Here is a 24,504-nt window from a genome sequence, read left to right as displayed (position 1 = left end):
CCCCCGTCCTGCTCGCTGGTGTGGAGTCTAATGCCGCTACCGGGCAGTCAACGTCTGCAATCCCTCCACCGCACCGGCCGCCAGCAACGCCGCCGGGAGCACCAGCCCCACCGTGATCGCCTCGAGGATGTCGCCCATCCTGGAAAAGCGCACGGAGCGGTACCCGCGGGCCAGCGGAACCGCCAGGAACGCGAACCCCACCGCAGCCACGATCAACACGAGTCCCCAGGCCAGCGCGTCGGGGAACCAGTGCACCCCCACCGCCAACTGGACCAACACGCTGAACAGGGCCAGACGCGGGGGGAGTTTGTCCGCCGGCCGCCGGAAGGAGCGTGGAGCCAACGTCAGGAACAGCACCAGCAACGCCACCAGGGCCACCGTGCCCCAGCCGCGCAGGCCGCCGGGTTCGTAACCGGCCAGCACCACCGGGATCATCGCGGCCACCAGCACACTCGCCGAGATCATCCCGGCACGCTCCCGGTGCTCGGCCTGACGGATCCGCCGGGAGACGTGGTCGATGCGCACTCGGGCCGGGGAACGCGGCAGCACTCCCCGCACCGACATCGCGGTCCGGGCCAGGAAGGGCATGTCCAGCGCCTGCTCCTCCGGGATGTCCAACGCCGCGCTCGGCATCGACCGGATCATCAGCGGGGCCGCGCCCAGGATGAGCGCAGGCACCACATAGGCAGGAAGGTCAAGCAGCAGCGCCAGGGCGAACAGGGCCGCAACCGCCGTCCATACCCCGGCCAGCACCGCGGCGATCCCGTGGGAGGGGGCCATCTCGCGCCGGCTGACGGCGTATCGCAGCACCGCCAGCACCGAGGCGCTGAGCAGCGCCAGCACCAGACCCAGGCGCAGCGCCCCGTACTGTCCGGGCTCGGCGACCAGGAACCCCGACGCGAAACCGAACACCGGGGCCAGCACCGTCTCATCCAGCAGCCCATGGTCGGCCCGGCCGCTCAGGTCGCCGGCTGCGGCGCCGTCGGATCGCCCCGGTTCCCGCGCCGGCGGGCCGTCGGGCCCCGCCCCGCTGCGGGCTGCACCACCGTCCAGTGGCAGCCGGCGGACGGCGAGCAGCACCCCGGTTGCGCCGAGTAGAACCGGGGCGCCCAGCCCCAACCAACGGGGGTACGGCGCAGCCCCGGCGAGCAGGTTCGCCGCGTGGGAGGCCACGATCACCACGCACAGCGCGAGCCCGAGCCCGCACACGACCCAACCGGCCAGACCGGCCGGCCACCGCCGGAACCGGGAGGGCGTAGCGGCGGCGCGCCCGGGCCGGGCAGGAGTGGTGCGGTCGTCGGCGACCACACTGAGCACGGCGCCGTCGGAGATCTCCTCCGCGATCGGGGCCTGCAGGTCGATCTCGGTACCGGCGGTCGAGGTGACCATCGTGGCCTCGGCGTCGATCCCGGCGCTGTGCAGGATATCGGCCAGGCGGGCCTCGGGCGTCACGGCCAGATCCAACCTGCCCGACCCGGTCAGCAGCGCCACGCGCAGCAACGCCGTCGACGTACTCACCTGACCCCCACTCAGCGCTGGGCATGCCTGAAACCGGCCGTTCCCATACTAGTCTTGACCGAGGTTGTCCTGAGGGGATGGAGGTCGTGACGGTGACTGCACAAGCAGAGCGCCTCAGCCCGCCCAAGGCACCCACCGGACACCTCCAGTTGCAGCCCCCACCGGAACTGATCAAGCCCGAAGGTGCCTCGAACACGCTGATGACGGCGTTGCCGATGGTCGGGTCGATGGGCTCGATCGCGATGATCTCCTTCAGCCAGGGAACCGGTAACCGGATCTACCTGATGGGTGGGATGTTCCTGTTCATGGCGTTGTCCATGGTGGGAATGAACATCTGGCGGCAGAAGAGCCAGCACGCCCGCGAGGTCACCGACATGCGGCGGGAGTACCTGGCCTACCTGGCCGAGATGCGCGCCACGGTCCGTTCCGCCGCCCGCCGGCAGCGTCGGTTCCTGCAATGGTTCCTGCCCGAACCCGATGCGCTGGTGATGCTCGCCGAGGACCGCACCCGGGTCTGGGAACGGGACAGCGGCGATGCCGATCTGCTCCGGGTGCGCGTGGGCCGCTCCACCCAGCCCCTGGCGATGACGCTGGAGGCACCGCAGAGTTCACCGGTGTCCCAACTCGACCCGGTCGCCGCCAGCGCCGCGCACAGGTTCCTGCTCACCCACGCCGAGCAGCCGGGCCTACCGGACTCGATCGACCTGCGCGATGTGGCGCGGGTGCAGATCGCCGGTGACGAACAGAGCGCACGCGCCCAGGCCAGGGCGATGCTCATGCATCTGGCCACGTTCGTCGAGCCTGCGCAACTGCAGATCGCGGTGGTGGCCGCCGCGGCGGTACAAGCCGACTGGGAGTGGGTCAAGTGGCTGCCGCACGCCCATTCCGGGGCCGAGCGCGACGGTGTGGGGGCGGCCCGGATGGTGGGTGAGTCCCTGGCGGAGGTGGAGTCACTGCTGCCCGCGGGACTGCCGGATCGCCCCCGGTTCCAGCGCGGTGGTGCCACGACCGAACCACACGTGGTGATCGTGCTCGACGGCGGGCACGTCCCGGCCGGCAACGCCCTCATCACCGAGGAGGGGGTCAGCGGGATCACGGTGCTGGAACTGCCGGAAACCTGGGAGGAACTGACCGACTGGAACACGTTGCGGTTGCTGCTGCACCCCCGGATCGCCAGCGGCCCCGATCGTGGCCGGGTGCCGTTGCAGGTGCTGCATCGGGGCCACCCGCCGTTGCGGGGCCTGGCCGATGAGATGTCCATCCCGCAGGCCGAGGCCACCGCTCGCCGACTGATGCCGATGCTGGTCTCCGGCGGTGAGGAGTCCACCTCCAAACAGGCGGTCTCGGCCGAACTGACCGATCTGCTCGGCCAACCCGACGTACGCGACTTCGACCCGAAGGTGGCCTGGAAGCCACGCCTGCCCCGCGACCGGCTCCGGGTGCCGATCGGCCTGACCAGCCACGGGCAGCCGCTGGCCCTGGACATCAAGGAGTCGGCGCAGCAGGGAATGGGCCCGCACGGCTTGCTGATCGGAGCCACCGGTTCGGGCAAGTCGGAGGTGCTGCGCACCATGGTGCTGGCCCTGGCGATGACGCACTCCTCCGAGGACCTGAACTTCGTGCTGGTGGACTTCAAGGGTGGGGCCACCTTCGCCGGCATGGCGGACATGCCGCACGTCTCGGCGATCATCACCAACCTCGGCGAGGAACTGACGCTGGTGGATCGCATGCAGGACGCCCTCAAGGGTGAGATGGTGCGTCGTCAGGAACTGCTGCGCTCGGCGGGCAACTTCGCGAATGTGGCCGACTACGAGAAGGCTCGCAAGGGTGGGCGCACCGACCTGGAGCCGCTGCCCGCGCTGCTGATCGTGGCCGACGAGTTCTCCGAGTTGTTGGCCGCCAAACCCGAGTTCACCGAACTGTTCGTGGCGATCGGCCGGCTGGGGCGGTCGCTGCAGATGCACATGCTGCTGTCCACCCAGAGGCTGGAGGAGGGCCGCCTGCGGGGCCTGGAGTCGCACCTGTCCTACCGGATCGGGTTGAAGACGTTCTCCGGTGCGGACTCCCGGGCGGTGATCGGGGTGCCCGACGCGTTCGAACTGCCCGGCGGCGGCGGCCACGGGTTCCTCAAGCCCGACGCCTCCACCCTGATCCAGTTCAGGGCCGCGTACGTGTCAGCGCCGCCGAGGACCCGACGGCGGGTCGCCGGGCAGGCGCGCACCGCGGCGGCACCCCAGCAGATCCGGTTGGAGCCCTACACCGCTGCTCCGGTGTTGCTGCCCGAGACCCGGGACGAACCCGAACCGGTCGGAAGCAACGAGCCGGAGGAGAAGCGCGTCACGTTCGACATCGCGGTGCAACGGATGAAGGGGCAGGGCCCTCCGGCCCACCAGGTGTGGTTGCCACCGTTGGTGACCCCCTCCACTTACGACCAGATGATGCCGGATCTGACCACCGACGCCGACCTCGGCCTCATCTCGCCGTCCTGGCGCAACTCCGGTGCGCTGACCTTCCCGCTGGGCATCGTGGACCGCCCGCTGGAACAGCGCCGGGACACCCTGTCCATCTCCCTGTCCGGTGCCGGTGGCCACATGGCGATCGTGGGAGGACCGCGCAGCGGAAAGTCCACCGTGGCCCGCAGCGTGCTGACCGGGTTGGCGCTGACACACAGCCCGTTGGAAGTGCAGTTCTTCGTGATGGACTTCGGGGGCGGGACGTTCACCCCGATGGCCGGCATGGCGCACGTGGCCGGAGTGGCCACCCGGTCCGAACCGGACGTGGTGCGCCGGATCCTGGCCGAGATCGTCGGGCTCGTCAACGACCGGGAGGTGTACTTCCGGGAGAACGGGATCGACTCGATGGAGACCTACCGGCAACGCCGCCGCCAGGGCCGGGCCGACGACGGCTACGGGGACATCTTCCTCATCGTGGACGGCTGGCCGACCCTGCGATCGGAGTTCGATGGGCTGGAGATGGAGATCCAGGCGGTCGCGGCCCGGGGGTTGACCTTCGGCATGCACCTGGTCGCCGCGACCGGGCGCTGGATGGATTTCCGCACCCAGGTCAAGGACCTGTTCGGGACTCGGGTGGAACTGCGATTGGGTGATCCGATGGATTCGGAGTTCGATCGCCGGGTGGCCCAGAACGTGCCGAAGAACCGGCCCGGTCGCGGGTTGGTGGTGAGCAAGCATCACGTGCTGACTCCGCTGCCCCGGATCGACGGTTCCGGGGACGCCGAGACCCTCGGGGAAGGCGTGGAACAACTCATCGCCCGGGTGAACGAGGCCTGGACCGGGCCCCGGGCGCCGAAGTTGCGGCTGCTACCGGAGGTGATCACCGCCGAGGAGATCCTGGATCTGGCCGGCGAGACCGAGCGTGCCAAGATCCTGCTCGGCATCGACGAGGCCGCCCTGGCACCGGTCGCGTTCGACCCGCGCAGCGACTCCCACCTGTACCTGTTCGGCGACTCCGGTTCGGGCAAGTCCTCGTTCCTGCGCGGGATGGCCAAGGAGGTGCAGCGCCTGCATACCCCGAAGGAGGCGCAGATCTTCGTGGTGGACTTCCGCCGCTCGATGCTCGCGGAGATCCCCGAGGAGTACCTGGCCGGGTACTTCACCACCGCAGAGCAGGCGACGGAGGAGCTGGCCGCGGTGGCGCAGTACCTGCGGACCCGGCTGCCCGGCCCGGACGTGACCCCCGCACAGTTGCGGGCACGGTCCTGGTGGAGCGGCGCGGAGGTGTACGTGCTGGTGGACGACTACGACCTGGTGGCGACCTCGAGCGGGAACCCGGTGGCCTCCCTGCAACCGCTGCTGGCCCAAGCCTCCGATGTGGGCCTGCACCTGATCCTGACCCGGCGCACCGGTGGTGCCAGCAGGGCGATGTTCGAGCCGATCATCCAGTCCCTGAAGGACCTTGCCGCCCCCGGGGTGGTGCTCTCGGGCAGCAAGGACGAGGGAGCCCTGATCGGTACCGCCAAGCCCCAGCCCGGCCCGCCCGGTCGTGGCCAGTTGGTCACCCGGGCAAAGGGCGTCCAGGTGGTCCAACTCTCCCACAACCCTTCCCAGCACTGAGCCGGGAACGGCACTGCGGCGACGGGTCAGCCCGGGTAGCCGGTTCAGGCGAGGCGGTCCACCAGCAGGGTGGCGAAGGTCTCCAGGGCCCGCCGGGCGGTCGAGTCCGCGACCGGCTCCAGGTCGGCGACCGCATCGGCAGCCCACCGCCGGGCCAGGACGCGCACCTCCTCGGTCACCTCGTGGGCACGCAGCCGCTGCACCACCTCATCGAGGGCGTCGTCGTCGGAGAGGTCGCCCTCCAGCGCGGTCAGGATCGTCCGGCCCTCGGCGTCCAGTCCTTCCCCTCTGGCCTGGAGTAGCAGGACCGGCATCGTGGCCACGCCCTCGCGCAGGTCCGTGCCCGGAGTCTTCCCGGTGGTGGCGGTGTCCGCGGACAGGTCGATCACGTCGTCGGCGAGCTGGAACGCCACCCCGACCTTCTCCCCGTATGCCACGGCGGCGTCCTGCACCTGCTCGTCGGCGCCGGAGAAGTAGGTGCCGTACCGGGCCGCAGCCGCGATCAACGATCCGGTCTTGTCCGCCAGCACGCCCAGGTAGTGCTCGATCGGGTCCTGGCCCTCCCGCGGGCCGAGGGTCTCGTGCATCTGGCCCAGTACCAGCCGCTCGAAGGCATCGGCCTGGATCCGCACCGCAACCGGGCCGAGTTCGGAGACCAGCCGAGAGGCGCGGGCGAACAGCAGGTCCCCGGTCAGGATCGCCATCGTGTTGCCCCACACCTCGTGGGCGCTCGGGGCACCGCGACGCAGCGGTGCGGAGTCCATCACGTCATCGTGGTAGAGCGTGGCCAGGTGGGTGAGTTCGGTGGCCAGCGCGGCCTGCCGGACGCGGTCGTCAACGCCCTTTCCCAGTAGTGAGGTCAACAGCACCAGCGCGGGGCGCATCCGCTTCCCGCCGGCGGCGATCAGGTGCTCCGAGGCCTGCTCGATCAGTGGCTCGTTGTACTGAGCCATCTCGATCAGCCGCTCCTCGATGGCGGCCAGCTCGGCCCCGATCGTGGCGTCCACGTCGGGATCGCCGAGCGGGAGGGGTGTGGTGGTCACAGTAGGAACATAGCGGCGTCGCCCAGCACGTCCAGCACAGGTCCGGGCAGCACACCCAACAGGACCGTCCCCACCGCGGCGATCCCCACGGCCACCACCGTCATTCCCTCGCTGGGCACGACCACGGTGCTACGCCCGGTCTCCGGGCCCGGGTCGGTGAAGAACATCGCCACGATCAACCGGACGTAGAAGAACGCCGCGGCCGCGCTGGCCAATACCGCGATCACCACCAGCGGCCACGCCCCACCGGCGACGGCGGCGTAGAACACGGTGAACTTGCCGATGAACCCCCCCGTCAGCGGGATGCCGGCGAAGGACAGCAGGAACAGGCCCATGCTCGCGGCCAACCACGGATTGGTGCGCCCCAGCCCGGCCCACTGGTTCATCGAGAGGGCCTCACCGGTCACGTTGCCGTCCGCATCACGCTCGCGCACCAGGGTCACCAGGGCGAACGCGCCAACAGTGGCCAGGCCGTAGGCCAGCAGGTAGAACAACACCGCCGGCACGGCGTAGGCGTCCAGCGCGATGACGCCCAGCAGCAGGAACCCGGCGTGCGCCACGGAGGAGTAGGCGAGCATCCGCTTGACGTCGCTCTGCACCAACGCCAGCACGGTGCCCAGCACCATGGTGGCGATCGCGACCGCCCAGAGCATCGGTCCCAGGTCCCAGGCCAGCCCCGGCGCCACGACGTAGACCAGGCGCATCATGATCATCAGCGCGGCGATCTTCGTGCAGGCGGCCATGAATCCGGTAACCGGGGTGGGCGCGCCCTGGTACACGTCCGGCACCCAGTTGTGGAAGGGCACCGCACCGATCTTGAACAGCAGCCCCACCAGCACCAGGGTGATCCCGGCGAGGAGGAATCCGTCCATACCCGCCATCGCCGGAACCGCTGCAGCGATCTCGTCCAAGCGCAACGACCCGGAGTAGCCGTACAGCAGGGCGGTACCCATCAATACGAAGGCTGTGGCGAAGGCACCGAGCAGGAAGTACTTCAGGGCCGCTTCCTGGGACAGCAGCCGACGCCGACGAGCCAGCCCGGCGAGCAGGTACAGCGGCAGGGACAGCACCTCCAGGGCAATGAACAGCGTCAGCAGCGTGCCCGAGGACGGGAAGACCAGCATCCCGGTCACCGCCAGCAACGTCAGCGGGAACACCTCGGTCTGCACCAGGCCCTTGGTCCGGGTGAGTGCTTCGTACCGGCTGCCGGGGGCAGCGGATGCGGAGGCGGTGAAGGCGTCCTCACCACCGGCGCGATCGGCCATCACCAGCACACCGACCAGGGCGCACACCAGCAGCACCGCCTGGGTGGCCAGCGCCGGGCCGTCCTCGATGACCGCGCCACCGATGAGCTCACTGGGGCCGGTGGCCTGGACGACGCTCCAGCGCCAGCCCACCGCCACCAGCGCCGCACCGAGCGCACCGATCGCCAGCACCACCTGCACGACCCGGCGGACCTTGCGGGGCAGGAACCCCTCCAGCAGCACGCCGAGCACGGCGGCGCCGAACACGATCAGGACCGGGGTGATCCCGCCCCACTGCACGACCGGCGGTTCGAAGGGGTTCATCAGGCGCTCCCGAGGATCGAGGCGAACGAATCAGCGACGCCGGACAACAGGTCCAGCACCGGGGCGGGATACACGCCCAGGAACACGATGGCCAGGCCCAGGGGCACCAGCAGCCACTTCTCCCGAGCCACCAGGTCGCTCAGGCCGGCCCGCGCCGGCAGCCCGAGGGTCCGACCCTCGGGCGGTCCGGGAATCGGGCCGGTGAACACGCGCTGGTAGGCCATCAGGATGTACAGCGCAGCCAGGACCACACCGATCACCGCTGCGGCACCCCAGGCCGGGTGTGCCTCGTAGCTGCCGATCAGCACCAGGTACTCGGGGATGAACCCGCTCAGACCCGGCAGGGCCAAGGTGCTCAGCCCGGCGAACAGGAAGGTACCGGCCAGGACCGGGGTGACGCGCTGCATCCCGGAGTAGGTCCGCATGTCCGCGCTGTGGCCGCGCTGGATGAGGAACCCGGCGATCAGGAACATCGCGGCGGTGGACAGCCCGTGTGCGAGCATGTACAGCATCGAACCGACCATGGCGGTCTGGGTGCCGGCGAAGATGCCCAGCACGATGAACCCGAAGTGGGACACCGAGGTGAAGGCGATCATCCGCATCAGGTCGTTCTGCCCCAGGGCCAGCAACGCACCGTAGATGATCGAGATCACCGCCAGCACCATGATCACCGGCGCCGCCTGGGCGGCCGCTCCGGGGAATATCGGCAGCAGGATCGCGATCATCCCGAAGGTCCCGACCTTGTCGAGTACTCCGACCAGCAGGGTGGAGGTGCCCGGGGTCGCCTGCGCGGCCGAGTCGGGCAGCCAGGTGTGCACCGGCACCATCGGCGCCTTGACGGCGAAGGCCACGAAGAAGGACAGGAAGACCCACATGCCCATGGTCGGGTTGTCCGCGAAGACGTCGGAGAGGTTGTCCATCCGCATCCCCTCGGCGTCACCCCAGGTCTGGGCGAAGACCACGACCAACCCGGCGAGCATGATCAGCCCACCGGCCAGGGAGTAGATGAGGAACTTCACCGCCGCCGCCCGGCGGTCGGGGCCACCGAAGACGCCGATCAGGAAGTACACCGGGATCAGCATCGCCTCGAAGGCAAGGTAGAACAGGAACAGGTCACGCGCGGCGAATACCAGCACCATCAGCGCGAGCAGGATCAGGATCAGGCCGACGAACGTGGCCTGCCGGCTCTCCAGCGCCTCGGTGTCGACCGCATCACCGGTTGCCTCGACGGAGGCGCCGCTGGAAGTGGTCACGGCCACCCGTCCGGGTGCACGTACCTCGTTCCACGCGGCCACCAGCACGATGGGCACCAGCAGGGCCGCCAGCAGCACCAGGGACAGGCCCATCCCGTTCACGCCGACGTCGTAACTGATCCCCAGCGCCGGGATCCACGAGGCGGTGGTGCCCATCTGCACCTGGTCGGCCGAGCCGACATCGAAGCCGGTGGCCATCACCACCCCACCCCCGAGCACCACCAGGCTGACGACCAGGCCGATCGGGCGGGCGATCCGGCGCAGTGGCTTGAGCAGCCACACCGCCACACCTGCCACCGCCGGCACGGCGATCATCGCCGTCAGCCAGGGGAAGTCTTCAAGTCCGAACATGTATCTTCCTCCGGCTCAGACTCGCGTGGCGAGGACGAGGACAAGGACCACGATCACACCGATCGTCATGGTGACGGCGTAACTGCGCGCGTAACCGCTCTGCAACCGTCGCAACCACTGCCCCAGCCCGGTGGTGTTACCGGCAAGGCGGTGCACTGCACCGTCGATGACGTCCCGGTCGGTCGCCACCAACGTGCGGGTCAGGGCCTGGCCGGGGCGCATCGCCAGGGTCTCGTTGATCGCGTCGCCGTACAGGTCTGCCCGGGCCGCGCGGGTGAGCACCGAACCCTCCGGCGCCTCGAGCGGGACGTCCCGGGCACCGAACTGCAACCAGGCGATCGCCACACCGATCGCGACCAGCACCAGGGTGAGCGTGATCAGCAGCCATACCGGCAGCACCGGCTCCAGGTGACCAGGGTCGGAGGTCACGGGCGCCAGGAACTCCAGGAACGGCACACCCTGGTACAGCACCAGGCCCAGGCCCACCGACCCAGCGGCCAGGACGATCATCGGCACCGTCATCAGCGCACCGGACTCGTGCGGTTTGCGCTCGGGGCCCGGGCCGTCCTGCCCGGGCTCGTGCCAGCGACCCTTGCCGTGGAAGGTCATGAAGTACAACCGGGACATGTAGAAGGCGGTGATCCCGGCCCCGAGCAACGTCACGATGCCGAAGACCCAGGGCTGCCAGCCCGATCCGGTGAACGCAGCCTCGATGATCTTGTCCTTGGACCAGAAGCCGGAGAACGGCGGGACGCCGAGAATGGCCAGCCAGCCCAGCGCGAAGGTGGCCCAGGTGATCTTCATCGAGGTGCGCAACGCACCGAAGTGACGCATGTTCACGTCGTCGTTCATGCCGTGCATGACCGACCCGGCGCCCAGGAACAGCCCGGCCTTGAAGAACCCGTGCGTGATGAGGTGGAAGATCGCGAACGCGTACCCCACCGGGCCCAGTCCGGCCGCCAGCATCATGTACCCGATCTGGGACATCGTGGAGGCCGCCAGGACCTTCTTGATGTCGTCCTTGGCACAACCCACGATCGCTCCGAAGAGCAGCGTGACGGCACCCACGATGACCACGACGAGTTGGGCCACGGGGGCGGCCTCGAAGATCGTCCCGGCGCGCACGATCAGGTACACACCGGCGGTGACCATGGTGGCGGCGTGAATCAACGCCGATACCGGGGTGGGGCCGGCCATCGCGTCCCCGAGCCAGGCCTGCAGCGGAACCTGTGCGGACTTGCCGCAAGCGCCCAGCAGCAGCAGCAGCCCGATCGCGGTCAGGACACCCTCGTTCGCGCCCTCCACGGCGCCGAAGACCGTCTCATAGTCCACCGAGCCGAAGGTGGCGAACATCGCCATCATCGCCACCAGCAGGCCCATGTCACCCACGCGGTTCATCACGAAGGCCTTCTTCGCCGCGACCGCGTACTCGGTGCGGGCGTTCCAGAAGCCGATGAGCAGGTAGGAGGCCAGGCCCACGCCCTCCCAGCCCACGAAGAGCAGGGCGAAGGAGTCCCCGAGGACCAGCAGCAGCATCGCCGCGATGAACAGGTTCAGGTAGGCGAAGAAGCGCCGCCGATCGGGGTCGGCGGCCATGTAACCCACCGAGTAGATGTGGATCAGGGTGCCCACGAAGGTGATCAGCAGGGCGAAGGTCACCGAGAGCGGGTCGACCAGCAGCCCGGCCTGCACGGTGAAGTCCCCGGCGTTGATCCAGTCGAACAGGTGCACGCGCGTACTGCGCTCGGTCGCCGAGGCGCCCAGCATCTCCGCCAGCATCCAGATCGCCAGCACCGCCGGGACCGCTGAGGACAGCACGCCCAACCAGTGGCCCCAGCCGTCGGACCGGCGCCCCAGGAGCAGCAGCACAGTGGAACTGACCAGCGGGATCGCCACCAGCAGCCAGGCAAGGTTCAGAATGTCCACGCCGCAGACCCCTTAGTTCTTCAGCAGGGCGACGTCATCGATCGACGCCGACCCGCGTGTTCGGAAGATGGCCACGATGATCGCCAACCCGATGACCACCTCGGCGGCGGCCACGACCATGACGAAGAATGCCAACACCTGTCCGTGCAGGTTGCCGTGCATCCGGGCGAAAGTGACCAGGACCAGGTTTCCGGCGTTGAGCATCAACTCCACGCCCATGAACGCCACCAGGGCGTTGCGGCGAACCATCACGGCCACACCGCCGACGACGAACAGGATCCCGGCCAGGACCAGGTAATGGGTCAGGCTCATCCGTCAATCTCCCTGGTGCTGGTGGTCTCCGCCGTGGCCTCGATCTCATCCATCTCGGAGATGTCGACCTGTGCGCTCTGGCCGCGGATGCGCAGCACCGTGGTGACCGAGTCCTCGATCGGCTCACCGCTGGCATCCAGTGCCGGCATGTCCGCAGAGTTGTGGCGTGCGTAGACACCCGGCGACGGCCGCGGTGCGACCGTACCAGTGCCCGCGGCGAAGGCGGCCAGGCGACGCTCGGCAAGCTCGGCCTGTCCGACCTTGGGCTCCACGCGCTGCCGGTGGGTGTAGATGATCGCCCCGACCGCGGCGGTGATGAGCAGCGCCGCGGTGAGCTCGAAGACGTAGACGTACTGTCCGAAGATCAACTTGGCCACGCCCACCGCGTTCGTCTCGGCGTTGGCCTCGGCCAACCCGGCGCCGGCGGGAATCGCGACCCGGGCGCCGATCGCCACCAGCAGCAGGAGCAGGCCCAGCGCGACCGCCCCGGCCATCCAGCGCTGACCGACCAGCGGTTCCCTGCGCGATTCCGAGGCGTCCACACCCACGAGCATGATCACGAACAGGAACAGCATCATGATGGCGCCGGTGTAGACCACGATCTGGGCCACGCCCAGGAAGAACGCCTCGTTCATGATGTAGAAGATGGCCAGGCTGACCAGCACCCCGGCCATCGCCACCGCGATCCGCACGGGGCGGCGGCTGAACACCAGGCTCAGGGCAGCCAGCACCGAGAACGGACCCAGCACCCAGAACAGCACAGCCTCACCGGTGGAGATCTCCAGCCCGGTCTGTGCGATCAGGTTCATCGCCCGGATCCCTTCTTCGAGCGGCTGGCGGCGAGATCCTCGTCCCGTTCGCCGGTCCCCGCGCCGGCGGCTTTGGCGGCGCCCTCCAGCGACGGGTCGTCGGGCCGGTGCTCACGCACCCAGTCCACCTGTTCGGTGGTGGGTCCGGTGATCTTCTCCTGGTAGTAGTCGACGTCGGTGGTCCCGGGCGCCATCGGGTGCGGCGAGGAGAGCATCCCGTCGGCCACGGGTGCGAGCAGGTCCTGACGTTCGTAGATCATGTCCGCCCGGTTGGTGCTGGCCAGTTCGAACTCGTTCGTCATAGTCAGCGCCCGGGTGGGGCAGGCCTCGATGCAGTAGCCGCAGAAGATGCAGCGCAGGTAGTTGATCTGGTAAACCCGCCCGTACCGTTCCCCGGGCGAGTACTGGGCGCCGGGGGCGTTGTTGGCGGCCTCGACGTAGATCGCGTCCGCCGGGCAGGCCCAGGCACACAGTTCGCACCCGATGCACTTCTCCAGTCCGTCGGCGTACCGGTTGAGCTGGTGACGGCCGTGGTACCGCGGGAAGGTGCCGACCTTCTCGAACGGGTACTGCTCGGTAGCGGTGGGACGGAAGATGGTCGACAGGCTGACCCCGAATCCGGCCACGGGGGCGAACAACTGCTGGAGGGCATTCTTGTCCAGGTCGGCGTCGACGTCGAACTGCTGCGCCGCCGGCTTGCCGCCCGCGCGGTCCACGTCCTGACCCCGTCCGGCCACTTCATCCCGTGCAACTTCCTTGTCCTTGCCCTGCTCAGCCATCGTTGCTCTCCTTGCTGTCGGGGGCTTGGTCGTCCGGGTCCGTGCCGGCGGTGGACGCTTGCGCGCCCCCGTCGGTCTCACCGGCCGGCGTAGCGACCTTGATCTTGCGTGGCGACGGCGGGAGTTTCTGCCCGGGCAGCGGCGGCACCGGGAATCCCCCGGCGAACGCGTCGAAGTACTCGCCCTCCGTCTCGCCCTCAGCGGTGGTGGCTACCTGCTTGCGCCGCGCGGCGTCGGTGAACTCGGGACCGGAGGAGACCTCCTCGTCCTTCTTCTTCTCCGGCAACAATGCCAGGACCAGCGCAATCGCCAGCAGCACGCCGGCTCCGGCGAACAACCAGGTGCGCAGGTCGTAGGTGCCCACCACGGTGAACTGCTGGACGGCCTGCCACACGGCGACCACGATCACCCAGACGAGGGAGACCGGGATCAGCACCTTCCAGCCGAAGTGCATGAACTGGTCGTACCGGAAGCGCAGCAGTGTCCCGCGCAGCCACACGAACACGAACATCGCCATCCACAGTTTGATGACGAAGGTCAGGACCGGCCACCAGCCCTCGTTGAACATGCCGTCGTTGATCTGGGAGATCGGCCAGGGTGCCCGCCAGCCCCCGAAGAAGACGGTGACCATGATCGCCGAGACGTTCAGCATGTTGATGTACTCGGCCAGGTAGAACCAGGCGAACTTCATCGAGGAGTACTCGGTCTGGTAACCGGCGACCAGTTCCCCCTCGGCCTCGGGCAGGTCGAACGGTAGCCGGTTGACCTCGCCGACCATCGAGATGAAGTACACGACGAAGGCGGGCAGCAGCGCGAACACCCACCAGGTGGTCTCCTGCGCGGCCACGATCTGGGAGGTGGCCATCGAGCCGGACACGATCAGCACGCTGACCAGGGCCAGCGACATGCTCAGTTCGTACGAGATCACCTGGGCGGTGGAGCGCACCGAGCCCAGCAGCGGGTACGTCGACCCGGACGACCAGCCGCCCAGGACGATGCCGTACACGCCCAGGGCCGTCACGCCCAAGAAGTACAGCACCGCGACGGGTAGGTCGGTCAACTGGAGCGGGGTGACGATGTCGGTGAACGGGATCCGCGCCTCGGGCCCGAACGGGATCACGGCGAAGACCAGGAACGCAGTGACCACCGAGATCAGCGGCGCGATGAAGTAGATCACCTTGTCTGCGCCCTTGACGGTGATGTCCTCCTTCAGCACCAGCTTCAGCGCGTCCGGGATGGACTGCACCAGGCCCCAGGGCCCGCGCACGTTCGGGCCCAGGCGCTGCTGCATGCGTGCGATGACGCGGCGCTCGAACCACAGCGCGAAGAGCACCGAGAGCAGCAGGAACAGCAGGATCGCCACGGCCTTGCCGATCATCAGCCCGATCGAGTCGTTGCTGAAGTCCGACGCCGGGGCCGCCGGCGCGGACTGGGCGAGGAGTTGGACGGGGCTCATGACCTGACCTCCGCAGTTACGGCACTGACGGTGACCGACTGACCGGCGGTCACGCCGAGCATCCGGTGTACCGAGGAACCCGGGGAATGCTGCGGCAACCACAGCACCTGGTCCGGCATCGGTGTGATGACCAGTGGCAGCGTGATCGACCCCTTCGGGCCGGCTACCGTCACCTTGCCCGCTCCGGCCACACCTGCGGCCTCGGCGGTCCGGGCCGACATCCGTACCACCGGCCGGTGAGCCGTTCCGGCCAGGTGCGGCTCGCCGTCCTGGCCGCGAGCGGCGTCGAGCATCAACCGCCAGGTGGCCAGGACCGCCTCGGTACCGGCGCGCGGCAGCCGCGTGGTGTCCGCCGCGGTGTCCGGAGCCAGGATCCGGGCTCCGGACCAGCCTCCGAGTTCGGCGAGTTCATGGTGGATCTCGGTCACCGATCCGGTGCCGAGCTCGACACCGAGTTGGCGGGCCAGCAGGTCCAGCGCCCGGGCATCGGAGATGTCGTGCGAGGTGAAGACCTCCTCGAACGGACGCGGGCGGCCTTCCCAGGTCAGGAAGGTGCCGGACTTGCGCGTCGGCGGCGCCACCGGCAACACCACATCGGCGTGGGGGGTCACCAGGGAGTGCCGGACCTCGAGCTGGACGACGAAACCGGCGTCCCGGATGGCTCGCTCCGACCCGGCAGGATCGGGCAGGTCGGACAGGTCCACGCCGCCGACCAGCAGACCGCCCAGTTCGCCGGAACCGGCGGCGGCAAGGATCTGGGTGTGGTCACGTCCGAGGGTCTGGGGCAGGGAGTCCGACCCCCACAGCGCGGCCAGGTCGACCCGGGCCTCGGCATCGGTCACCGGACGCCCACCCGGCAGCAGGGTGGGCAGGAGGCCCGCCTCGACAGCCGCACGGTCACCCGCACGCCGTGGCACCCAGGCCAGCCGGGCCTGACGCGCCCGGGAGTAACGCAGCAGCGCACTCAGTGCACCGGGGCTCGCGGCGAGTCGTTCACCCGCCAGCACCACCACGCCCGGTTCGGCCAGGGCCTCGGCGAGATCGGCGGGGATCTCCGAACCGGCCTCATCGAGGCCGACGGTACCGGCCAGCGCGTCGAGCACCTGAGCCTCCCCACCGGGGGTGGTGGAGATCAGGTCGGCGCGCATCTTCGTGGTACCCCGGGAGGCCAGCGGCGCGATGGTGGTCACGTGGACCCTCCCGGCCAGCACCCCCTTGCGCAGGCGCAGGAAGATGGTGCCGGCCTCGTCCTCCGGCTCCAGGCCCACCAGCAGCACCCTGGGTACGCGCTCCAGGTCGGAGAAGGTCACGTCCATCTCCGAGCCCGCCACGTGGTGGCCGAGGAACTGTACCTCTTCGTCGCTGTGAACGCGGGCGCGGAAGTCCACATCATTGGTGCCCAGCACCACCCGGGCGAACTTGGACCAGGCGTAGCCGTCCTCGAGGGTCAGCCGACCGCCGGGCAGTACGCCCACGCCCCCGGCGCTGCGGGCACGCTGCAGCCCTTCGGCGGCTACCGCCAGCGCCTCGGACCAACTGGTGGCGACCAGTTCCCCGGTCTCCTCATCGCGCACCATCGGTGCCTCGAGCACATCCGGGGCGTTCTGCCAGGTGAAGGCGAAACGGTCCTTGTCGGTGATCCACTCCTCGTTCACCACCGGGTCATCACCGGCGAGACGGCGTAGCACCACGCCACGCCGATGGTCGACCCGGATCGCCGAACCACACGCGTCGTGCTCACCGATCGAAGGGCTCGAGACCAGGTCGAAGGGGCGCGAACGGAACCGGTAGGTGGCTGAGGTCAGCGCACCCACCGGGCAGATCTGGATGGTGTTGCCGGAGAAGTAGGAGGAGAAGGGTCGGCCGGAGACATCGGTCGCCGCAGCGCCCACCGACCGCACCGCTCCACCGCGAACCCCCGCGGCCCCGCCGGGTCCGGCCAGATCGGTGCCGTCGGCGTAGTCCGGTGCCTCATCCTCACCGCGCGGGATGAACCCGAGCACGGCCTCGTCAAAGGTGCCGATCTGCTGTCCGTGCAGCGAGTGCACTTCCATCCCGGGTGCACCGCCGCCGCGGCCCTGCAGTTCGATGAAGGGGTCGCCGGCGATCTCGTCCTGGAACCGGGTGCACCGCTGGCACAGGATGCACCGGTCCCGGTCCAACAGGATCTCGGTGGAGATCTTGATCGGCTTGGGGAAGGTGCGCTTGATGTCCAGGAACCGCGACTCCGGCGCTCCGTTGCTCATCGCCTGGTTCTGCAGCGGGCACTCACCGCCCTTGTCACAGACCGGGCAGTCCAGCGGGTGGTTGACCAGCAGGAACTCGATCTGGGCGTGCTGGGCCTTGTCCGCCACCGGGGAGGAGTGCTGGGTGGAGACCACCATGCCGGGAGTGGCCTCCAGGGTGCAGGAGGTCTGCGGCTTGGGCATCGGCCGCAGGTTGCCTTCCCGGTCCGGCGCCGAGACTTCCACCAGGCACTGGCGGCAGGCGCCGGCAGGCTTGAGCAGCGGATGGTCGCAGAACCGGGGGATCTGGATCCCCACCTGCTCAGCGGCGCGGATCACCAGGGTGCCCTTGGGCACACCGACCTCGACACCGTCGATGGTGAAAGTGACCTCCGGCTCCGGAGCAACGTCGCCGGAGGCGGAACTGGACGTGGTTGCCGTCATCGGGTGACTCCTGAGAACACAGCGTTGGCTTCGTAGGGGAACAACTCCCAGGCCGGGGTGTGCACCCCCTGCTCGAACTCCTCACGGAAGTACTTGATCCCGCTCTTGATCGGTTGCGCGGCACCGTCACCCAGGGCGCAGAAGGACCGGCCGTCGATCTCGTGGGCCACATCGAGCAGGGTGTCCACGTCGGCCTCGGTGCCCTGACCGGCCTCGAGACGGTGCAGGATGGCCTTCATCCAGAAGGTGCCCTCGCGGCACGGGGTGCATTTGCCGCACGACTCGTGGGCGTAGAAGTCGGTCCAGCGCGACACCGCCCGGACCACCGAGGTGGTCTCGTCGAAGATCATCAACGCCCGGGTACCCAGCATCGACCCGGCCCCACCGACCTCCTCGAAGTCCAGTGGGATGTCGAGGTGCTCATCGGTGAGGATCGGCGTGGAGGATCCCCCGGGGGTCCAGAACTTCAACCGGTGCCCGTCCCGGATACCGCCGGCCATCTCCAGCAGTTCCCGCAGCGTGATACCCAGCGGCGCCTCGTACTGGCCGGGTCTCGTGACGTGACCGGACAGGGAGAACAGGCCGTGCCCCTTGGAGCGCTCGGTTCCCATCGAGGCGAACCAGTCGCCACCGTTACGGACGATCCCGGGCACCGAGGCGATCGACTCCACGTTGTTGACCACCGTGGGACGCGCGTACAGACCAGCCACGGCGGGGAACGGGGGCTTCAGCCGGGGCTGGCCGCGACGGCCTTCCAGGGAGTCCAGCAGCGCGGTCTCCTCACCACAGATGTAGGCGCCGGCACCGGCGTGCACGGTGACCTCCAAGTCGAAGCCCGTGCCCAGGATGTTCGTGCCGAGCAGCCCGGCTGCGCGAGCCTCGGCCACGGCAGCCATCAGGCGGCGGTACACGTGGACCACCTCACCACGGACGTAGATGAAGGCGTGATGGCACCCGATGGCGAAGGAGGTGATCGCCACTCCCTCGATCAGGGAGTGCGGGTTGGCCATCATCAACGGGATGTCCTTGCAGGTGCCCGGCTCGGACTCGTCGGCGTTGACCACCAGGTAGCGAGGGCCGCCATCGGGCTCGGGCAGGAAGCCCCACTTCATACCGGTGGGGAATCCGGCACCACCGCGACCACGCAGGCCGGAGTCCTTGACCATGCTGATCAGGTCGGCCGGATCGGTCTTCAGCGCGGTGCGCCAGGCCTCGTAGCCATGAGCGTTCTCGTTGTAGGAGTCCATCGTCCAGGGGCGCTCGGCGTCCCAGATGTCGGAGAGGACGGGGGCGAGAGTGGTCATTGTTCTGTTCCCTCCTGAGCCTGGTCACGTTCCGGGCTCCGCCCGTCGGCCGCCGGTTCCACCCCGCCGTCGTCCAGGTCCGCACCGGCACCGCGGGGTTCCGGGTCGCCAGGACCGCTGGCGCTGACGTCGCCTGCGGACACCGGGGGGCGATCCGCACTGGAGCCGGCCTCGCCCACGTCGGGCTCGCCGTCGTCGGCCTCCGGCCGCCTCGTCCCTCCGCTGGCGCTGTAACCGGGGGCGTGCCAACCCTCGCTACGGGCGAGTTCCAGGCCGACCATCGTGGCCGGGCCGCCCGCAGTGCCCTCGTTGGCGCGACCGTCGTCGAAACCGGCCAGCACCCGGGAGGTCTCCTTGAAGGTGGCCACCCGGTCGGAGCCGCGCGTGGGGCGCACGTCCTCACCGGCCAGGATCGCGTCGACGACCTCCACCGCCGAGGCTGGTGTCTGGTTGTCGAAGAACTCCCAGTTGATCATCATCACCGGGGCGAAGTCGCACGCGGCATTGCACTCCAGGCGCTCCAGCGTGATCTTGCCGTCCTCGGTGGTCTCGTCGTGACCGATGTCCAGGTGCTCCGAGAGCCGGTCGAAGATGATGTCCCCACCCATCACCGCGCACAGGGTGTTGGTGCACACCCCGACGGTGTAGTCGCCGTTGGGACGACGCTTGTACTGGGAGTAGAACGTGGCCACCGCCGAGACCGACGACTGGGCCAGGCCCAGCACCTCGGCGCAGAAGTGGATGCCGGCCGGGCTGATGTAGCCGTCCTCGGACTGCACCAGGTGCAGCAGCGGGAGCAGCGCGGAGCGGGCCTGCGGATAGCGCGAGACGATCTCGCGTGCGTCGGCGTCCAGCCGCGCCCGCACGTCCGCTGGGTACTCACCCTTGTGCGGAGTCATCAACGGTCCACCCCTCCCATCACGGGGTCGATGGAGGCCACCGCGATGACGACGTCGGCGATGCTGCCGCCTTCGCACATCATGCCCAGCGCCTGCAGGTTGTTGAACGAGGGGTCACGGAAGTGCGCCCGGTAGGGCCGGGTGCCGCCGTCGGAGACCAGATGCACGCCCAGGGTGCCCTTGGGGTGCTCGATCTGGCTGTACACCTGACCGGCTGGGACCCGGAAGCCCTCGGTTACCAGTTTGAAGTGGTGGATCAGAGCCTCCATCGAGGTGCCCATGATGTGGCGGATGTGATCCATGGAGTTGCCCTGCCCGTCACTGCCGACGGAGAGCTGGGCGGGCCAGGCGATCTTCTTGTCCGCCACCATCACCGGGTGCTTGCCCTGGCGGTCCTGGGCCTCCAGACGGTCCAGGACCTGCTGGACGATCTTCAGTGACTCGCGCATCTCGGCGAACCGCAGCACCGTGCGGGAGTAGGCGTCGGCGTCGGTGGAGGTGGGGACCTCGAAGTCGTAGGTCTCGTATCCGCAGTAGGGCTGGGCCCGGCGCAGGTCGAAGGGCACACCGGCCGAGCGCAGCAGCGGCCCGGTGGTGCCCAGCGCGACGGCGCCGGCCAGCGGCAGCACACCCACGCCCTGGGAACGGCCGATGAAGATCGGGTTCTTCAGGACCAGTTTCTCCTGCTCGGCGATCGAGCGGTGGATCTCGGGGATCTTCTCCCGCACCAGGGCGGGCAGTCCGCCGGGCAGGTCCTGGACCACGCCGCCGGGACGCACGTAGGCGTGGTTCATCCGCAGGCCGGTGATCGCCTCGAAGATCCGCAGGATCTCCTCGCGGCCCCGGAAGCCGACGGTCATCATCGTGGTGGCGCCCAGTTCGTTACCGCCGGTGCCGATCGCGATCAGGTGGGAAGCCACCCGGTTCAGTTCCATCAGCAGGACGCGGATCAGGCTCGCCCGCTCCGGGACCTGGTCGGTGATACCCAGGAGCTTCTCCACCGCCAGGCAGTAGCCCACCTCCTGGAAGAACGGGGCCACGTAGTCCATCCGGGTGCAGAAGGTCACGCCCTGGGTCCAGGTGCGGAACTCCATGTTCTTCTCGATCCCGGTGTGCAGGAATCCGATCCCACCGCGGATCTCGGTGACCGTCTCCCCCTCGATTTCCAGGATGAGCCGCAGCACGCCGTGTGTGGAGGGGTGCTGCGGGCCCATGTTGACCACGATCCGCTCGTCACCGGCGCGCTGGGCCGCATCGACGATCTCGTCCCAGTCGCCACCGGAGGCGGAGTACTCGCGGGCGTCCTCGGCGAAGTCGGAGGCCGCTCCCGTTGCTGTCGCAGACATCAGTTGTACGCCCTCCGCTCGTCCGGGGCCGGGATTGTCGCGCCCTTGTACTCGACTTCTATCCCGCCCAGCGGGTAGTCCTTGCGCTGCGGGTGCCCGGGCCAGTCGTCGGGCATCTGGATCCGGGACAGGCCCGGGTGTCCGTCGAAGATGATGCCGAGCAGGTCCCATGCCTCCCGCTCGTGCCAATCGTTGGCCGGGTAGATCGCCGTCAGCGAGGGGATGTGCGGGTCCGCGTCGGCCACCGCCACCTCCAGGCGCATGGTGCGGTTGTGGGTGATGGAGTACAACGGGTAGACCGCGTGCAGTTCCCGCCCGGTGTCCTCCGGGTAGTGCACACCGGATACGCCGTGGCAGATCTCGAACCTCAGGTCCTGGTCGTCGCGCAGGCTCTTGGCGACCAGATGCAGGTACTCGCGGCGGGTGTACAGGGTCAACTCGGCGCGGAAGACGACGACCTTCTCGATCGCGTCGTCGAAGTCCACGCCGGCCTCGGCCAGGACCTCGGTGAGGATGTCCACGATCTCATCGAAGTAGGACCCGTAGGGCCGTTCGGTCGGTCCCGGCATGAACACCGGGCGCACCAGCCGCCCGAAACCGGAGGTGTCCCCCGAGCCGGTGACACCGAACAGTCCCTCGCGGACCTTGATGACATCGAGCGGGGTCCGGCCCTCCGGCTGGACCACCTGCTGGGCACCGGCCTCCTGGGCCTCGTGCGCCACGTGCCGGGTGGCCTCGGTGCCGGCGCCGGTGGTGCCGCTGTCCGGGGTGCCGGCCTCGGTGCTGTCGCTGTCCGGGGTGCCGGCCTCGGTGCTGTCGCTGTCCGGGGTGCCGGCCTCGGTGCTGTCGCTGTCCGGGGCGCCGGCCTCGGTGCTGTCGCTCACGCCAACAACCCCTTCATCTCCTCGGTGGGCACCGCGTTCAGCGCCGCCTCCTCCACCTTGCGGACGGTCTCGGCGCGGTGCGCGCCCAGCGGGGCCCCCTTGATCACCTGGTTGTGCAGTTCCAGGATCGAGTTGATCAACATCTCCGGGCGCGGGGGGCAGCCGGGCAGGTAGATGTCCACCGGCAGGATGTGGTCCACGCCCTGGACGATCGCGTAGTTGTTGAACATCCCGCCCGAGGAGGCGCACACGCCCATGGAGATCACCCACTTGGGGTCCGACATCTGGTCGTAGACCGTGCGCAGCACCGGCGCCATCTTCTGGCTGACCCGGCCGGAGACGATCATCAGGTCCGCCTGGCGCGGCGAGGCGCGGAACACCTCCATGCCCCACCGGGCGATGTCGAAGCGTGGCGTACCGGCGGCCATCATCTCGATCGCGCAACAGGCCAGTCCCATCGTGACCGGCCACATCGACGAGGAGCGTACCCACCCGACGAGGTCTTCCACCTTGCCCAGGCCGTAGCCGGCGGGGAGTTTCTCTTCAAGTCCCATGTGTATCGCCTCTCAGTCCCAATCCAGTCCGCCGCGGCGCCACTCGTAGATGAAGGGCACCGTGATGAGGAACACGAACGTGATCATCGCGATCAGTCCGAACACCGCGAGTTCACTGAACGCCACAGCCCACGGGTACAGGAACACCACCTCGATGTCGAAGATGATGAAGGTCATCGCCACCAGGTAGTACTTCACCGGGAACCGGCCCGTACCACGCGCGTTCTCGGTCGGCTGGATGCCGCACTCGTAGGCGTCGACCTTGATCTTGTTGTAGCGCTGCGGCCCGATGACCCGGCTGGCGAGCAGACCACCCAAACCCAGCAGCACTGCCAGGCCCGCCATGATCAGGATCGGGATAAAGGGGCTATACATAGTCGACCTTCTCTCACGCAGCCCGGACGATACGGGTCAGAGCGGTGATGACACGATCCATGGCGTCCCCGCCACGGGTGTCGTAACTGTCCGATAGCAACTTCAGCACGAACTGCATCAACAATGGCCTGGGCAGACCGTACTTGGTGCAGATGCGCATGATCTCGGGACGCTCGATCAGGCTGACGAACGCCCGGCCCAGCGTGAAGTACCCGCCCAGATCCTCTCGCATGCGGCTGGCGTAACTGGCCAGGCTGCGTTCGCGGGCGAGGTCGTTGGTGCGCACATGGGCCTGGGCGATCACGTCGGCCGCGATCCGGCCGGCCTGGAGCCCGTAGGCGATGCCCTCCCCGTTGAACGGGGAAACCATGCCGCCGGCATCACCCACGATGAGCATCCCGCGGTAGTACATCGGCGCCCGGTTGAACGCCATCGGCAGCGCAGCACCACGCACGGGCCCGATCTGGTTCTCCTTGGTGAACTCCCACTCGGCCGGCGCGTTCTTCATCCAGGTGGCCATCAGGGAGCGGTAGTCGAGTTTGGTCGCGCGGCCGGTGGAGGAGACCGATCCGAGCCCCACGTTCGCGGTGCCGTCACCAAGGGGGAAGACCCACCCGTACCCGGGCAGCAGCGGGGAGGCGTTCGGTTCCCCCTCCCACAGTTCCAGGTGCGATTCCATCCACTCGTCGTCGTGACGAGGGGTGCGGAAGTAGGTGCGCACCGCCACTCCCATGGGCCGGTCATCACGCTTGGCCAGACCCATCTGGGTGGCCAAGCGGGAGGAGACCCCGTCCGCTGCGACGACGACGGGAGCGTGCAGGACTCGTTCGGCACCCGCCTCCTCCGGGAGTCGTTTGCCCTTCGCGTCCACCTGGCGCACGCGCACCCCGATGATCCGGCCGCTGCGTTCGTGCAGCACCGGGCCGGTGACGTTCATGCCCTCCATCAGTTTGGCCCCGGTGGCGCGGGCGTGATGGGCCAGGGTCATATCGAGGGAGCCGCGCGCCTTGGCCATGCCGAAGTTGGGGTAGCGCTGGATCTCGGGCCAGGGCAGGTGCACCACGTGCCCGCCTCCGTGCACCCGCAAGCCCTTGTTACGCATCCAGCCGTCCTGGGCCGGGGTGGGCACGCCCATGCGCACGAGTTCGCTGACCGCGCGCGGCGTCAGGCCGTCCCCGCAGATCTTGTCCCGCGGGAAGGTGGCCTTCTCCAGCAGCAGTACTTCCAGGCCCGCACTGGCCAGGTAGTGCGCCGTGGCAGATCCCGCTGGTCCGGCACCGACAACGATGGCGTCCGCATCGGGGGTGTATGCCACGGTGGCCACGGCTTTCGGCTTCCTCGTTCTCAGGGTCTGGGGTTCGGGGTGGGGTTGCGATGGCTCCCGG

General features: G+C 68.7%; 18 protein-coding genes. 1 reads left to right on the top strand and 17 read right to left on the bottom strand.

What is annotated here, in order from left to right:
* Nucleotides 1–36 precede the first annotated feature (36 nt).
* Nucleotides 37–1,518, bottom strand: coding sequence for a hypothetical protein (locus ACO0LU_RS05260; RefSeq protein WP_424790375.1), 1,482 nt, complete (start codon nt 1,516–1,518; stop codon nt 37–39).
* Between the two features lie 92 nt (nt 1,519–1,610).
* On the opposite strand from ACO0LU_RS05260, the gene eccCa reads away from it, so the two are divergent.
* Nucleotides 1,611–5,591 (top strand): type VII secretion protein EccCa, encoded by a 3,981-nt coding sequence (eccCa, locus tag ACO0LU_RS05255; protein WP_424790374.1) that lies wholly within the window; start codon nt 1,611–1,613, stop codon nt 5,589–5,591.
* Between the two features lie 44 nt (nt 5,592–5,635).
* On the opposite strand, the gene ACO0LU_RS05250 is transcribed toward eccCa, so the two are convergent.
* From ACO0LU_RS05250 to ACO0LU_RS05175, 16 genes are read right to left on the bottom strand one after another with little or no spacing between them, the layout of a single operon-like run.
* Nucleotides 5,636–6,634 (bottom strand): polyprenyl synthetase family protein, encoded by a 999-nt coding sequence (locus tag ACO0LU_RS05250; RefSeq protein WP_424790373.1) that lies wholly within the window; start codon nt 6,632–6,634, stop codon nt 5,636–5,638.
* Entirely contained in the window at nt 6,631–8,202 is a 1,572-nt protein-coding gene (gene nuoN, locus ACO0LU_RS05245) for an NADH-quinone oxidoreductase subunit NuoN (protein ID WP_424790372.1), read from the bottom strand. The genes ACO0LU_RS05250 and nuoN overlap by 4 nt, the downstream gene beginning before the upstream one ends.
* Complete coding sequence (locus ACO0LU_RS05240) at nt 8,202–9,806, bottom strand: NADH-quinone oxidoreductase subunit M (RefSeq protein ID WP_424790371.1); 1,605 nt, start codon at nt 9,804–9,806, stop codon at nt 8,202–8,204. Before ACO0LU_RS05240 ends, nuoN begins: the two co-directional genes overlap by 1 nt.
* Nucleotides 9,807–9,821: 15 nt before the next feature.
* Nucleotides 9,822–11,732 (bottom strand): NADH-quinone oxidoreductase subunit L, encoded by a 1,911-nt coding sequence (nuoL, locus tag ACO0LU_RS05235; protein ID WP_424790370.1) that lies wholly within the window; start codon nt 11,730–11,732, stop codon nt 9,822–9,824.
* A 12-nt stretch (nt 11,733–11,744) separates the two neighbouring features.
* A complete protein-coding gene (nuoK, locus tag ACO0LU_RS05230; RefSeq protein ID WP_424790369.1) occupies nt 11,745–12,044 on the bottom strand; it encodes an NADH-quinone oxidoreductase subunit NuoK in 300 nt (99 codons plus the stop codon).
* On the bottom strand, nt 12,041–12,853 hold the full coding sequence (locus ACO0LU_RS05225) for an NADH-quinone oxidoreductase subunit J (RefSeq protein ID WP_424790368.1): 813 nt from the start codon (nt 12,851–12,853) through the stop codon (nt 12,041–12,043). Before ACO0LU_RS05225 ends, nuoK begins: the two co-directional genes overlap by 4 nt.
* Complete coding sequence (nuoI, locus tag ACO0LU_RS05220; protein ID WP_424790367.1) at nt 12,850–13,632, bottom strand: NADH-quinone oxidoreductase subunit NuoI; 783 nt, start codon at nt 13,630–13,632, stop codon at nt 12,850–12,852. Before nuoI ends, ACO0LU_RS05225 begins: the two co-directional genes overlap by 4 nt.
* A complete protein-coding gene (gene nuoH, locus ACO0LU_RS05215) occupies nt 13,625–15,088 on the bottom strand; it encodes an NADH-quinone oxidoreductase subunit NuoH (RefSeq protein WP_424790366.1) in 1,464 nt (487 codons plus the stop codon). The genes nuoI and nuoH overlap by 8 nt, the downstream gene beginning before the upstream one ends.
* The gene (locus tag ACO0LU_RS05210) at nt 15,085–17,757 is read right to left on the bottom strand and encodes an NADH-quinone oxidoreductase subunit G (protein WP_424790365.1); all 2,673 of its coding nucleotides are present in this window, start codon (nt 17,755–17,757) and stop codon (nt 15,085–15,087) included. Before ACO0LU_RS05210 ends, nuoH begins: the two co-directional genes overlap by 4 nt.
* Nucleotides 17,754–19,061, bottom strand: coding sequence for an NADH-quinone oxidoreductase subunit NuoF (gene nuoF / locus ACO0LU_RS05205; protein ID WP_424790364.1), 1,308 nt, complete (start codon nt 19,059–19,061; stop codon nt 17,754–17,756). The genes ACO0LU_RS05210 and nuoF overlap by 4 nt, the downstream gene beginning before the upstream one ends.
* Nucleotides 19,058–19,960 carry an NADH-quinone oxidoreductase subunit NuoE gene (gene nuoE / locus ACO0LU_RS05200; RefSeq protein ID WP_424790363.1) on the bottom strand — a complete coding sequence of 301 codons (903 nt, stop codon included), beginning with the start codon at nt 19,958–19,960 and terminating at the stop codon, nt 19,058–19,060. Before nuoE ends, nuoF begins: the two co-directional genes overlap by 4 nt.
* Nucleotides 19,960–21,306 carry an NADH-quinone oxidoreductase subunit D gene (locus tag ACO0LU_RS05195; protein ID WP_424790362.1) on the bottom strand — a complete coding sequence of 449 codons (1,347 nt, stop codon included), beginning with the start codon at nt 21,304–21,306 and terminating at the stop codon, nt 19,960–19,962. Before ACO0LU_RS05195 ends, nuoE begins: the two co-directional genes overlap by 1 nt.
* Nucleotides 21,306–22,190: an NADH-quinone oxidoreductase subunit C gene (locus tag ACO0LU_RS05190; RefSeq protein ID WP_424790361.1), complete on the bottom strand. Its 885-nt coding sequence runs from the start codon at nt 22,188–22,190 to the stop codon at nt 21,306–21,308. The genes ACO0LU_RS05195 and ACO0LU_RS05190 overlap by 1 nt, the downstream gene beginning before the upstream one ends.
* Nucleotides 22,187–22,744, bottom strand: coding sequence for an NADH-quinone oxidoreductase subunit B (locus ACO0LU_RS05185; RefSeq protein ID WP_424786358.1), 558 nt, complete (start codon nt 22,742–22,744; stop codon nt 22,187–22,189). Before ACO0LU_RS05185 ends, ACO0LU_RS05190 begins: the two co-directional genes overlap by 4 nt.
* Nucleotides 22,745–22,756: 12 nt before the next feature.
* Entirely contained in the window at nt 22,757–23,119 is a 363-nt protein-coding gene (locus tag ACO0LU_RS05180) for an NADH-quinone oxidoreductase subunit A (protein ID WP_424786359.1), read from the bottom strand.
* Nucleotides 23,120–23,132: 13 nt separating this feature from the next.
* Nucleotides 23,133–24,443, bottom strand: a complete 1,311-nt coding sequence (locus ACO0LU_RS05175) for a geranylgeranyl reductase family protein (RefSeq protein ID WP_424790360.1) — start codon at nt 24,441–24,443, stop codon at nt 23,133–23,135.
* Between the last annotated feature and the right edge of the window lie 61 nt (nt 24,444–24,504).

The organism is Pseudactinotalea sp. Z1748, from assembly GCF_049725185.1.
In the GTDB taxonomy this organism is placed as follows: Bacteria; Actinomycetota; Actinomycetes; order Actinomycetales; family Beutenbergiaceae; genus CALKWS01.
Note: the sequence above shows the minus strand (reverse complement) of the source record. Positions and strands in the feature narration are given on the sequence as shown.